Below are 14,263 nucleotides of genomic sequence, written 5' to 3' on the forward strand. Positions count from 1 at the left end.
TGCATCCGGGAGGATTCGAACCTCCGACCGCTCGGTTCGTAGCCGAGTACTCTATCCAGCTGAGCTACGGATGCATACTTAATGCAAGATGTGCTGCTCTCTCAAACTTCTTTATCAACTTCTACTTCTATAAATCAACTTCTTAGTTACTGCTTTGTTTGGTTGCTAAAACCAAAACAAAACCCCATCAGATTCTCTCATAGGGTTAAAGATGGTGCATCCGGGAGGATTCGAACCTCCGACCGCTCGGTTCGTAGCCGAGTACTCTATCCAGCTGAGCTACGGATGCATAATCTAAAATGGCGGTGAGGGAGGGATTCGAACCCTCGATGCAGCTTTTGACCGCATACTCCCTTAGCAGGGGAGCGCCTTCAGCCTCTCGGCCACCTCACCATATTTTAGTTACACACGATTTGTTTTTTCAAACATCTCGTTGCTGTGTGGCGCACATATTACTTTCCTAGACTTAGAAGTCAAACAATTTTTCCAAACTTTTTGCATTCCGTTGTCTGTTTGCACATTTCACAAGCAAGATGCTTAGTTTAACACCGAAAAAGATATTTTTCAGCCCTTATGACACTAACTTTATAAACAAAAATACAGAAAAAAAATTATTCTATAAGTGAATAAAAATGAGCTCACTGGATTGATTAGCCTATATTTCATACAAAGGAAAACAAGATTTCGTACAAGAGAACCGAAGACTAAACAATAAAGTGAGTTTGATGCTAGAGAATTATAAAAACGAAAGGATATTTTTAGAAATAATGTGAGTAAGACAAGCGCCCATTCTTGCTGTGTGATCAATCATTGGACGCTTATTCATTATTATTGATTATCTGGTTGAGTCTTTTCAGCCTGGATCCGTTGATAAATTTCTTCACGGTGAACAGAAACTTCTTTTGGGGCATTAACACCAATACGAACTTGGTTGCCTTTGACACCCAATACAGTAACTGTTACCTCATCGCCTATCATGAGTGTTTCACCAACTCGACGAGTCAGAATAAGCATTCTTTGCTCCTTGAAATATTAAAAGAGTCGGGTCTCTAGGTATCCCCGCTATTGTCCATCACACACCGTGAAAACGTAAAGCAATGACATTCACCTAAAGCATTGATGCCATCAATACAAGCATTCTAATTATTTACAAGCAAAATATAGCACTACAAACGATACATTAACAATGCCGCAACAGATTAAAGTTGCCTCATATTTTAATGAGGCAACTTTGTAAGTGCTTACAGACGCGCTTCGACCCATTCTTCGACACTTGCCATAGCAGCAGGTAATGCGCTAACGTCAGTACCTCCCGCTTGAGCCATGTCTGGGCGACCGCCACCTTTACCACCTACCTGACTTGCAATATAGGAAATTAAGTCCCCTGCTTTAACTTTAGCAGTCAAATCATTAGTTACCCCAACGATCATACTGACTTTATCACCACTTGTTGTTGAAAGCACGATAATCGCTGATTTCAACTGATTTTTAAGGTCATCAACCATAGTTCTCAACAACTTAGGATCAGTATCCGCTAATTGAGTGACTAATAATTTGATGCCTTTCACGTCTTTCGCTTTACTACTTAGTGAAGCACTTTCTTGAGATGCTTGTTGATCTTTTAGTTGCACAATTTCTTTTTCGAGTTGGCGAGATTTGTCTAACGCCGCTTTTACTTTCTCGACAAGACTATTAATATCACCTTTCACTAAGTGTGCAATTGCTGAAAGTTGCTCTGACTGATTGTGAATGCTTTCAATCGCCATTGAGCCTGTAGTCGCTTCAATACGACGAACACCTGCAGCCGTACCAGATTCACTCAAGATACGGAATAAACCAATATCTCCTGTACGACGCGCATGTGTACCACCACATAACTCGATAGAAAAATCACCCATACTCAGAACACGTACACGTTCCTCATATTTTTCACCGAATAATGCCATAGCACCTTTTGCTTTAGCGCCTTCTAAATCCATCAGTTCAGTTTCAATTTCTGAGTTTTTACGGATTTGTGCATTCACAATATCTTCTACTTGACGTAGTTGCTCTTGTGTCATCGCTTCAAAATGAGAGAAGTCAAAACGCAAGTATTTGTCATTAACCAATGAACCCTTTTGAGAAACATGGTCGCCTAATACTTGGCGTAATGCCGCATGCAGTAAGTGTGTTGCTGAGTGATTTAAACGGATCGCATCACGTCTAGCGCTATCCACAAAAGCGGTAATTCTATGGTTAACAACCAGTGAACCCGCCTCTACCTTACCAATATGCCCAATTGCTTGACCATATTTTTGTGTATCAGTGACTTTAAAGCTCGCATTGTCATTATTTAAGTAACCAGTATCACCGACTTGCCCACCAGACTCTGCATAAAATGCAGTTTTATCTAGTATAACTAAGCCTTCTTCACCCGCATTCAAACTGTCTACAGGTTGGCCATCTTTATATAATGCAGTAATAGTGGCTTGTTGCTCATCATATTGATAACCGGAGAATTCACTACGCTTATCAACTTTAATTAAAGAGTTATAATCCGCACCAAAACCACTGGATTCGCGCGCACGACGACGCTGGTCTTCCATCGCCCGCTCAAAACCTTCTTCGTCGACTTTAATATTGCGCTCACGGCAAACATCTGCCGTTAAATCGATTGGGAAGCCATAGGTGTCATATAAGCGGAATGCCGCTTCACCATCCAGAGTATCCCCTTTCAGTGAAGCAAGTTCTTCATCTAATAATTGAAGACCGCGTTCTAACGTGCGTGCAAATTGCTCTTCTTCGGTCTTGAGAACTTTTTCAACCATAGCTTGCTGGCGTGCAAGTTCATCGGCCGCAGGCCCCATGACTTTAATCAGTGGCGCGACTAATTTGTAGAAGAAAGTGTCTTTGGCACCAAGCATATAACCGTGACGAACAGCACGTCGAATAATACGACGCAGAACATAACCACGACCTTCATTTGATGGAATAACACCATCACTAACAAGGAATGCACAAGAACGAATGTGGTCAGCAATAACACGTAATGATTTATTCTCTAAATCCGTCGCACCTGTTGCTTTAGCTGCCGCAGCAATAAGGTCACGGAAGATATCAATTTCATAGTTTGAATTAACGTGCTGCAATACCGCAGAAATACGCTCTAAGCCCATTCCTGTGTCAACTGAAGGTTTTGGTAGAGGCTCCATTGTCCCGTCAGACTGACGGTTAAATTGCATGAAGACTAAGTTCCAAATTTCAATATAGCGGTCACCGTCTTCTTCTGGGCTTCCTGGAGGCCCCCCCCATATATGGTCACCGTGATCATAGAAAATCTCGGTACATGGGCCACAGGGACCGGTATCACCCATTTGCCAGAAGTTATCTGACGCATATGGTGCGCCCTTGTTATCACCAATACGAATAATACGCTCAACTGGAATACCAATTTCTTTATTCCAGATATCATAAGCTTCATCGTCAGTTGCGTAAACGGTCACCCACAACCTTTCTTTTGGTAAGTTAAACCATTCTTCGCTAGTCAATAACTCCCAAGCAAAACGGATAGCATCATGCTTAAAGTAATCGCCAAAGCTAAAATTGCCTAACATTTCAAAAAATGTATGGTGGCGGGCAGTATAGCCTACATTTTCTAAGTCGTTATGTTTACCACCTGCACGCACACAGCGTTGCGCGGTTGTCGCTCGGGAATATGCTCTTTTATCCAGACCAAGAAATACATCTTTGAACTGGTTCATCCCTGCGTTTGTGAACAATAGTGTAGGGTCATTATTTGGCACTAGTGAACTACTAGAGACCACTTGATGACCTTTTGTATGAAAAAAGTCGAGAAACGCTTGACGGATCTCAGCGGTGCTTTTACTCATATTTATCCCGATATCAAGCTGGAAACAGAATTACGAATTGTTGAGATGGAATGTAACATCACCTCTAATCAACTCTCCGATTAAAAAGTGACTGATAAGATAAAGTCTCTTTGTGCAGAAGTAAAATATAGATACATCCATTCGCAGCTTTCATTGTAAAGCGTCTAGATATTTTCTGAAAGTATGTTTATACCTTGCACTGGTGTATTTTTCCACAGAAAAACTGTTCAATAAACTATTAATGTAATAGGTTAAAAATAAAATAGGCGCCACCACATCAGCGGAGCGCCTATAATTTACTTATTAATCAATTAATTAGATTAAAATTAAAATTCTTCTGGTGTTTCTTCTTCATCAGCATCACTGATAAAGTCTGTTGCTGCACTACTAAATTCACCAGTGTGATTCAATAACATTTCACGCAGTTTGGTATCAATTTCTTGAGCAACTTCAGGGTGCTCTTTTAAATAATTTGTTGAGTTAGCTTTACCTTGGCCAATTTTATCGCCGTTATAACTATACCAAGCCCCTGCTTTTTCAATTAACTTATGTTTTACACCTAAGTCAATTAGCTCGCCGAAGGTATTAATACCTTCACCATACAAAATTTGGAATTCAGCTTGTTTGAACGGTGCTGCAACTTTGTTTTTTACCACTTTAACGCGAGTTTCACTACCGACGATTTCTTCGCCATTTTTAACAGCACCAATACGGCGGATGTCTAAACGAACAGATGCGTAGAATTTTAATGCATTACCACCTGTTGTTGTTTCTGGGTTACCAAACATAACACCAATCTTCATACGAATTTGGTTGATAAAGATCAGTAAGGTATTAGATGTTTTTAAGTTACCAGCTAACTTACGCATTGCTTGGCTCATCATACGAGCAGCTAGGCCCATATGTGAATCACCAATTTCACCTTCAATTTCAGCTTTTGGTGTTAATGCAGCAACGGAGTCAACGATGATCACATCAACCGCACCTGAGCGAGTTAATGCATCACAAATTTCTAGCGCTTGCTCACCGGTGTCCGGTTGAGAACATAGTAAGTTATCGATATCAACGCCTAATTTTTTAGCATAGATAGGGTCTAAAGCGTGTTCAGCATCGATGAAAGCACATGTTTTACCACTACGTTGCGCTGCAGCAATAACTTGCAGAGTTAGTGTTGTTTTACCTGAAGATTCAGGGCCGTAGATTTCAACAATACGACCTAGTGGCAAGCCACCAGCACCCAATGCAACATCAAGGGATAAGGAGCCTGTTGAGATAGTTTCAACATCCATAGAGCGGTCTTCACCAAGACGCATAATGGAACCTTTACCAAATTGCTTTTCAATTTGGCCTAATGCTGCTGCAAGTGCTTTTTGTTTGTTTTCATCAATAGCCATGTTTACTCCCTAAGTGCAATGATTTGACCACTGCAAATAAAACGATTGAATTCGGTTTGTTGAAATTAATTATACTGTATAATCATACAGTATCAAGGAAATTTTTAACTTAACTGCTTTAAAAGTGTTTCAAGTATATAAAGTGTTGATTGAAAACGAACTTCATTTCTGTTTCCTTGAAACACTTGATGTTGTGTTGTGACTAATACCGTTTGGTCTGCCTGTTTCTGTGCAAAACCAAACCATACTGTACCAACAGGTTTTTCTACACTACCGCCCCCAGGGCCTGCTATTCCACTAACTGAAACAGCAAAATCTGCACAGGCTTCTTGTAAAGCGCCTGTCGCCATTTCAGTAACGACTTGTTGGCTTACAGCGCCATACTGCTGTAAAGACTCATCTTTAACACCGATCATTTGATGCTTTGCTTCATTACTGTATGTCACAAAGCCACGCTGAAAATAATCTGAGCTACCCGATATATCGGTTAAAACTTTGGCAACCCAGCCCCCGGTACATGACTCTGCGGTTGTGACTGTTTTACCCTGTTCTTTCAGTTTCAGCCCAACCTGAATACTCAGAGTTTCAAGCCGCTTCTCATCTATCATGATGTTATCTACCTTTATGCCATTTTTTTACGAGCGCGATCCCAAACCCATAAACCCGCAATCGCAATTGCGAATACAGCACCAAAACCAATACCGGCATTCACAACTGACAAACCTGCTTTAATTGCTAATGAGTACAAGCCTAACATAATTAGCATTGCACTATTTTCACCTAAGTTTTGTACTGCAATCGCATTCCCTGCTCCAACGGTTTCCTTCCCTTTTTCTTGCAATAATGCATTCAACGGAACAACAAACAAACCGCCGAAGATCCCAAGGATGATTAAAATAAAATAGGATGGAATAATATTAGTTTGCAACGAAAGTAACACCACCATCACACCTATAATAACTCCCGCAGGAATGCAGCGATAAACCGTTTTTAAGGTAATAAACTTGGCAGCAAGCCCGGCTCCTGCAACTATTCCCACGGCAACCATCGCATTTAAAATAGTCGGCGTTGTATTGTCTTGTAATCCCAATGCCACAGGCACCCATGCAACGAGCAGAAAACGCAGCGTTACCCCAGCTCCCCAGAACAAGCTGGTTCCAACTAGTGAAAAACGGCTTTCTTGGTTAGCCCATAGCACCCGGCAGGCATTGAAAAAAGAAGTAATTAACAGTTTAAGATCCCAACCTTTTCCAGGCCTCGCGGCAGCTAAGTGTGGGATGAAAAAATTCGCAATAACGGCTAACGCATACAATACAGCACATGTGCCTAACGCTAAGATTAAGTTAATATCGGAAAGCATTCCTCCGACAACCGATCCCACTAAAATGGCTGCGATTGTTGAAGCCTCCATGACACCATTGGCCTTAACAAGGTTATCTCCACCAGTGAGCTCACCTAAAATACCGTATTTAGCTGGTGAATATGAAGCAGCGCCGATTCCCACTAACCCATAGCAAAGGAATGGGTTTAGGCCAAAACAAATCCCTAATGCCCCAATAAACTTAAAGATGTTAGAAAACAACATCACTCGGCCCTTTGAGAACCTATCTGCAATTTGCCCAACAAATGGCGCTAAAACGATGTAAGTGAAAACAAACACCATTTGTAAGATAGGATGACTCCATTCAGGATAAAACTCGGCTTTAAGTTGGGCTAATATGGCAAATAATAAAGCATTATCTGCAAATGCAGAAAGAAACTGTGAAGCAAGTACAGCTTTCATTCCTCTGCTCATTAACGGTACATTGGACGCATTCTCTTGCATATTATTCATCCTTTAATGCCATTTGCTTTAATGTGACAAAATCCGTTTTACCGCTACCCAGTACTGGCAACTCTTTAACAAAACGAATATCACGTGGAACCGCTAACTCGGTTAACCCTTTGCTTTTGGCTGCACTAGATAATGCGCTACGCTCTAGTTCTTTATCTGTTGTGAACAAAACAAGCGCTTCACCTTTACTGCTATCTGGCTTTGTAACCACACCATGATTTGCATTAGGAGAAAGAGATGCCACCATTTGCTCAATACTTTCGAGAGAAACCATTTCACCCGCAAGTTTAGCAAAACGTTTAACACGGCCTTTTATCGTACAGAAATTTTTATGATCTAATTCAACGATATCACCTGTGTCGTACCAACCTTCCTCTATTTCACCTTGTGCATTTTCAGCTCGTGGTGTTTCAAGTACCCCAGGCGCTTCCACACGCAAATACCCTTTCATGATATTTGGGCCTTTAAGCTGTAATTTACCACCTTGTTCAATACCAGAAATGGGGATAATTCGCGCTTCCATTTCGGGTAAAATTTGCCCTACAGAGCCTTCTTTAGCGGCCATTGGCACATTAATTGAAACAATAGGTGCACACTCAGTTACCCCATAGCCTTCAAGAATTCGGATGCCAAATTTATCGAACCAGATTTTTTTGGTTTTATCTGATAATTTTTCTGCGCCCGCAACCACATAACGCAAACGTGCAAAATCATACTGATGAGCAAATCGTGCGTAGTTACCTAAAAAGGTTGATGTTCCAAATAATACCGTACAGTTTTTGTCATAGACTAATTCAGGAATGATCCGGTAATGTAATGGGCTTGGATAAAGGAAAACTCGGCTACCTGAAAATAGAGGGATAAATAAGCCAACCGTCAAACCAAATGCGTGAAATAATGGAAGTGACGACATAAAACGGTCACGAGGTGTAAAATCAGCGATCGTTTTAATTTGCTCTACGTTTGCCATCAAGCTGGCATGGCTGTGGACAACACCTTTCGGTGTACCTTCCGAGCCGGATGTGAATAAAACAATCGCTTCATCGGACGGTTTTCGGGGAATAATGGCTTTTTTAGGATTAAATAAGTGCTTAATAATCCATATTTTATCTTGCCATGTTACCGTGTCTTTTAAATCTTCAAGGTAAATCCAACTTGCTTCTGGCACTTGTTCTGGAATATGCGTTAAGTTGCCTTTTTCCAAAAATTGGCGGGAAGTAAAGACCACTTTCGCTGCTGAAGCTTTTAAAGCGTTACTAATACCGTGACTGCCAGCAGTGTAATTAAGCATGGCAGGTACTCGGCCTCTCATTAAAGCGCCAAAAATCGCAGCTGCGGTGACTGTCGCATTTGGCAATAATAGGCCAACTCTTTCATTTTCATGAGTATAACGTTCAATAATACGGCCAACCCCTAAGGTTTTTTTCAATAGAGATTGATATGAATCCTCTTTAAATGCGATGTCTTCAATACAAGGCGTGCGACGCCCAAAAAACTGAACACTTTGAATAAATTCTTCAACTAATGTGACTTGTGGTAAACAAGACATACGTGCGGACTTCATGATTTGGTACAGATTTTCACCAGCCAGAGCACGACGCTCTACCGCTCTAGGAGCTTCTGGCATTGGAATTTCTTGTGCTGGCAAGATATGCAATGTGATCTTCGGGAACCATTTTAATGGAAAAATTCCTTTCAGCCGCCCAAAATGGCTATATTGTGCACCTTCTATACGAATAGGAACAACTTTTGCTTCTGACTTTGCTGCCACAAAAGCCGCTCCTTCGTATATTTTCATTAAAGAGCCATGAACCGAAATTCGGCCTTCTGGGAAAATAACTATTGGGCGCCCTTTTTCTACCTCTTTAACTAGATGACGAATACCTAGAGGGTTGGCAGGATCAAGAGGGACAATATCCGCATAGGGCTTAAGGCGCTTCACCATTTTCGGTGTGGCAAATGTTGAATAAACAGCAAATACAGGTTTGACAGGCAAAAAAAGTGCGATTAATACACCATCTAGGAAAGAAACATGATTGGGCGTAATTAAGCATTTATCTTGATTAAATTCTTTCGCGTCGCCAATAACTTGTACGCGAAACAAAAATTTAAGTACTGTTTTGACTATCTTTGCCAACATAATGAGTCCCTATACTATGATTATATTTTTATATATTAGTGTGATACGACTATACCTTTAGTGACTTCTATCTTACTGAGCTACTCCCTTTACTCTAATTAGTATATTCCGAAAACACCGCTGGCTTATCACTCATGAGTTTAAGTTAAATCATTAAGTTGTACGATGATGTCGTCGACAGGCTGAGCCGCATCAATAATATGATGTGCTGTCGCACGGTAGATAGGCTCCCTTTGTTGCATCACTTCTTCAATTTCTTCAACTAAAGATTTTCCTGTCAAACTTGGTCGCTGATCCGCTTGCGGTTCCGCAGCAAGGCGTTTTGCTAAAACTTCAGGGTGGGTATTTAAGTAAATCACGGTGCCGTTATTACGCATAATTTGCTGATTTTCTTCTGCAAGAACAAGCCCCCCACCAGTTGAAACAATCATATCGCTTTGCGTAATCGACTTAAGGACGTCAGTCTCTAGCTGGCGAAAGTAATCCCACCCGTGCTGTTCAACAATTTCTGCGATACTTTTTCCCGCTTTTTCTAAAATCAATTTATCTGTATCAACAAATTGATAACCTTTAGATTCTGCAAATTTTTTACCAATTGTGGTTTTACCCGAACCTCTTGGACCGATAATGTAAAACATTAAATTTCATCCCATCATCATAAATACTAAGCAATACCGATTACAAATTTGCTTATGATAAACTGCCTAGTTTGGCAAATAAAAAAAGAAAGCCACACAAGTGTGGCTATCTCATCATTTTTACTCATTATGGACGACTTAAAAAGTCACCATACCCGATCCATTTGTACGTTGTTAGTGCATCTAACCCCATAGGGCCACGTGAATGTAATTTTTGCGTACTCACTGCGACCTCTGCACCTAAACCAAACTGCCCACCATCGGTAAAGCGAGTGCTTGCATTAACATATACCGCGGCTGAATCTACACATTGAACGAAATAGTCAGCTTGGTGAATAGATTCTGTCAAGATAGCATCAGAATGAGCTGTACCATAATGACGAATATGGTCGATAGCAGCGTCAATATCTTCAACAATGTCTACGTTAAGATCCAGTGAGAGCCACTCATCGACAAGGTTTTCAGGTTTTACATCAACAACTTTAGCTGGACCTTGTTTTAGCAATGGAAGCGCTTTTTCACTCGCATGTAATGTGACTTGTTGTTGTGCCATTTTTTCACTTAAAAACGGCAGAAACTCATTCGCAATCTCTTTATGAACTAATAATGTTTCCAGTGAGTTACAAGCGCTTGGGCGCTGAACTTTTGCATTAATAATCACGTTAATGGCTTTATTAAAATCTACCGATTTATCAACAAATGTATGGCAAACACCAATTCCCCCAGTAATTACTGGGATCGTTGATTGCTCACGACATAATTTATGTAAACCCGCACCGCCGCGAGGGATTAGCATATCGACGTAGCGATCTAATTTGAGTAATTGTGCAACTAATTCACGGTCAGGATTATTAATAGCTTGTACTGCATCTGCTGGCAAGCCGCTATTTTCCAATGCTTTTTGAATAACTTCCACCACCGCAAGGTTAGTATGGTGTGTCTCTTTACCGCCACGTAAAATGACCGCATTACCTGTCTTTAAACATAACGAAGCCACATCAACGGTAACATTAGGGCGAGCTTCATAAATAACACCAACAACCCCCAATGGGACACGGCGGCGCTGTAAATTTAAGCCGCTATCCAATTGGCTTCCATCAATAATTTGCCCAACAGGATCAGCTAATTGACATACTTTTCTAACATCATCAGCAATACTTTTTAAACGCTCTGGCGTCAGCAATAAGCGGTCTTGTAACGCCTCAGTCATACCGCTTGCTTTTGCCTGCGCCATGTCTTTTTGATTCGCTGCAAGTATAATTGCATTATCTTGTTCTAGTAGATCAGCAATCTGTAATAGTGCTGCATTTTTTTGTTTGGTACTTAACTGAGCTAATTGCCATGAAGCAACTCTTGCTGCCTTACCCATTGTCTCTAACATAATTAACTCACTATCATATCATCACGATGAACAGCCACAGAACCGTGTTCATAGCCAAGTATTTTGCTGATTTCTTGTGAATGGTGCCCAGCAATCATTCTAAGTGCATCACTGTTATAGTGGCTGACCCCATGAGCAAGATCTTTCCCTACCATATTACGAATACGGATCACTGCGCCTCGGGAGAAATCGCCTTCAATCTTCTTAATACCTTTTGGCAATAATGAACTGCCTTTTTCCATAATTGCCAGTTGTGCACCATCATCAATGTACACATCTCCAGCTGCTGGAGCACCGAAAATCCAACGTTTACGATTTTCCATTGGATTTTTTTGCCCATAAAAACGGGTACCAACTGGAAGATTTTCAATAACCGCATTAATAACATCCGGTTTATTGCCTGCTGCAATGATAACATCAATTCCTGCGCGGCCCGCGACATCTGCTGCTTGTAATTTAGTTGCCATTCCACCGGTTCCTAACCCGCTAACGCTTCCCCCCGCCATTTCGCGAAGTTCATCATTGATACCATACACTTCAGGGATCAATTTTGCATTTGGATTACTGCGTGGATCAGCATCATATAAGCCTTCGATATCTGTCAATAATAGCAGTTTATCTGCATCGCCAAGAATCGCGGCCAAAGCGGATAGATTGTCATTATCACCGACTTTGATTTCTGCGGTAGCCACAGCATCATTTTCATTGATAACTGGAATGATTCCGTTATCTAGCAGTGCTTGCAAGGTATCTCGTGCATTTAAGAAACGTTCTCTGTCTTCTAAATCGGCTCGTGTCAGTAACATTTGCCCGATATGAATGCCATAAATGGAGAATAACCGTTCCCATAACTGGATTAAACGACTTTGACCGACCGCCGCAAGCAACTGTTTAGATGCTATGGTAGCCGGCAGTTCGGGGTAATTTAAGTGTTCGCGACCTGCGGCAATTGCCCCAGAAGTCACAATAATAATACGATGCCCTTTTTCATATTGCTGCGCGCACTGCCTAACCAGCTCAACAATATGAGCTTGATTTAAACGGCGCGAGCCCCCTGTTAATACACTGGTCCCTAATTTAACTACCAGCGTCTGGCTATTTTTCATCATTTTTCTGCCATTAGGATTAATAAACCAAAAAGTAGGTATCATTTTTATCAGGAGAAGCGCGTTATGCCAACAGGCATAACGCAAAATTCAACAAAAGTTGGTTTAAAACAAATTTATGCGCTTAATTCCAGTTTTAATTCTGTCATTAGCGGGGAGGGAAAGAGGCTTAACTCAAGTTCAGATAGTTGTTTTGCAAGGGCTTGGTGAAAAGACACTAAATTTTGCTCTGTCGCCTCAATGGTTGGTGCATCTTTTAATGCTTTAACTTGCCAACTACCATGGCTGTTGTATAGGCCCAAATGATAAGTAAATTCAAACCCCTTATCAGTTGCAACCAATTTTAGCCACCACCCCCAAAATTCACGTTTTTCTGGGGCAATATTTGCATTCACGCAAACAACGAGGCTATCGAATATATAACAGCCATTTAAACATTGTTTTTCACGTAAATAAGGTCCTATCGAAGCAAACTTCTTTAAATACTTTCCATTTGAGTAATCAGTCGGTAAAGCCATGTTAAGGATCTCCTTCTTGGGAAGACACCTTTTTAACAAATGGGAAAAAATAAGCAAGTTATTAAATAAAATTAAAGTATTTTTGCTTTTAACCAATTAGTAGTTTCACTTAGCGCCTTTTCAAAATTAGCAAAAACGGGCTGGCTTGGTAGCATTATCGTGTCAGCATCCATCGATGAACGTCGAATTAAATCAGACTCTGCTTTGGGGCTGTAAATATCATCTTTAAGACTAACCGATAGCATTGGAACCTTACTGCGCCGCCCCAAAAGCCCTTGATTTTTAAGTGAATAGCAACTTAATTCATGACGTAAAGCAGAACCATCAACTTGATAAATACCCAAACGACTGGCGAATACATCCAAAACCATCCGAGGAATATCTTGTTGATATTTCTCTTCATGCAATAAACTGTGGACAATTGGCCCTATGACAGCAACCGCTTTAATCTTATCAGGGCACATATAAGCTAATCTTAACGCTATATTTGCGCCAAAACGCATACCAACGATGCCAAAACGCGTATGGTCAATCCAAGCAATATCCCCAAGCTGGCGAACGATTTGCTCATGTAAGGTGCTCGTTTCCTGCGTAAGCTTGTGTTTAACCGAATAACCAATTGACGGCATATCCAGTGTTAGCATTGCAATACCGAGTGGTTCGAGGTAGTCGCGAAAATAGCGACAAAAATCAATCTGTAAGCTATCTAACATGCCACAGATCATCACTGTCGGATAAGGCCCTTGCCCCTGTGAAGGAATATGTAAAAAACCGCAAACTTCTTTCCCACCATCAACTTTGAAAGGAATTTTCTTTAGGCGATATTGAGAAAATTTTGCGGCACTATCATAAGCTTTGCAAGCCAGCAAAATAGCTTGGTCAGCCAGCTCGTCACCTTTAATAAAAGGATAAGCGGCAATGCTGTACAAATTAGCAGAACGTAACCAAGCCTCCCCTGCCTCTGCACCTTTTTCAAATTCTAATGCTTTTTGCTGCCAACGCATGGCTTGCTGGGACCATTCGAAACACCAGTTTCCACGACGGTTGCCAATGACCGTATCCAACAAGTTATCATTGCTACGCTCAGCATCTGAGATAGCAATACGACTTAGTACTTCTTCAATTTCTAAGGCGTCTATTCCTCGCCAAATCCACATTAAGCGATTAATCATACGATACCAACCCGCATGATGGGAGCCACTTAACACACTGTGTTCTTTAATTTGAGAAATTGTTTGAGATGAATAAGAGACTAATGTTGATGTTTCAACTTGTCTGACTTTAGGTTTGAAAAGTTTTTCTGAAAGGTTTTGCTGAGTCATCCCTATTTCCTTGTCGATCAGAGTTGAATTTGGCCAAAAATAAAGGGAATGCAAAAATGCA

The 14,263-nt window shown here is 41.0% G+C and carries 11 protein-coding genes and 3 tRNA genes; all 14 read right to left on the reverse strand.

The window, feature by feature from the left end; all coding sequences use genetic code 11:
* Positions 1–74, reverse strand: a tRNA-Arg gene (locus SJ312_RS09545).
* A gap of 138 nt (positions 75–212) precedes the next feature.
* Positions 213–289 (reverse strand) — tRNA-Arg (locus SJ312_RS09550).
* A gap of 11 nt (positions 290–300) precedes the next feature.
* Positions 301–393: transfer RNA gene (locus SJ312_RS09555), tRNA-Ser, on the reverse strand.
* A 435-nt stretch (positions 394–828) separates the two neighbouring features.
* Positions 829–1,014, reverse strand: coding sequence for a carbon storage regulator CsrA (gene csrA, locus SJ312_RS09560; RefSeq protein ID WP_004264815.1), 186 nt, complete (start codon positions 1,012–1,014; stop codon positions 829–831).
* 227 nt (positions 1,015–1,241) lie between these two features.
* Positions 1,242–3,869, reverse strand: a complete 2,628-nt coding sequence (alaS, locus tag SJ312_RS09565) for an alanine--tRNA ligase (protein WP_094962028.1) — start codon at positions 3,867–3,869, stop codon at positions 1,242–1,244.
* Positions 3,870–4,195: 326 nt separating this feature from the next.
* Complete coding sequence (recA, locus tag SJ312_RS09570; protein ID WP_094962029.1) at positions 4,196–5,263, reverse strand: recombinase RecA; 1,068 nt, start codon at positions 5,261–5,263, stop codon at positions 4,196–4,198.
* Positions 5,264–5,367: 104 nt separating this feature from the next.
* Entirely contained in the window at positions 5,368–5,871 is a 504-nt protein-coding gene (gene pncC, locus SJ312_RS09575; protein ID WP_004264808.1) for a nicotinamide-nucleotide amidase, read from the reverse strand.
* Between the two features lie 14 nt (positions 5,872–5,885).
* Positions 5,886–7,088, reverse strand: a complete 1,203-nt coding sequence (lplT, locus tag SJ312_RS09580) for a lysophospholipid transporter LplT (protein ID WP_036958917.1) — start codon at positions 7,086–7,088, stop codon at positions 5,886–5,888.
* A 1-nt stretch (position 7,089) separates the two neighbouring features.
* Positions 7,090–9,237 carry a bifunctional acyl-ACP--phospholipid O-acyltransferase/long-chain-fatty-acid--ACP ligase gene (gene aas, locus SJ312_RS09585; protein WP_110592309.1) on the reverse strand — a complete coding sequence of 716 codons (2,148 nt, stop codon included), beginning with the start codon at positions 9,235–9,237 and terminating at the stop codon, positions 7,090–7,092.
* Between the two features lie 140 nt (positions 9,238–9,377).
* Positions 9,378–9,875, reverse strand: coding sequence for a shikimate kinase AroL (aroL, locus tag SJ312_RS09590; protein WP_096864774.1), 498 nt, complete (start codon positions 9,873–9,875; stop codon positions 9,378–9,380).
* A 127-nt stretch (positions 9,876–10,002) separates the two neighbouring features.
* Positions 10,003–11,256, reverse strand: coding sequence for a glutamate-5-semialdehyde dehydrogenase (gene proA / locus SJ312_RS09595; RefSeq protein ID WP_319867533.1), 1,254 nt, complete (start codon positions 11,254–11,256; stop codon positions 10,003–10,005).
* Between the two features lie 2 nt (positions 11,257–11,258).
* Positions 11,259–12,362 carry a glutamate 5-kinase gene (proB, locus tag SJ312_RS09600; RefSeq protein ID WP_319867771.1) on the reverse strand — a complete coding sequence of 368 codons (1,104 nt, stop codon included), beginning with the start codon at positions 12,360–12,362 and terminating at the stop codon, positions 11,259–11,261.
* 116 nt (positions 12,363–12,478) lie between these two features.
* Entirely contained in the window at positions 12,479–12,880 is a 402-nt protein-coding gene (gene crl, locus SJ312_RS09605; protein ID WP_036958914.1) for a sigma factor-binding protein Crl, read from the reverse strand.
* A gap of 71 nt (positions 12,881–12,951) precedes the next feature.
* A complete protein-coding gene (gene frsA, locus SJ312_RS09610; RefSeq protein WP_004264784.1) occupies positions 12,952–14,202 on the reverse strand; it encodes an esterase FrsA in 1,251 nt (416 codons plus the stop codon).
* Positions 14,203–14,263 lie beyond the last annotated feature (61 nt).

The sequence above is a fragment of the Providencia sp. CIM-Carb-044 genome (genome assembly GCF_033901115.1).
Taxonomy (GTDB): Bacteria; Pseudomonadota; Gammaproteobacteria; order Enterobacterales; family Enterobacteriaceae; genus Providencia; species Providencia hangzhouensis.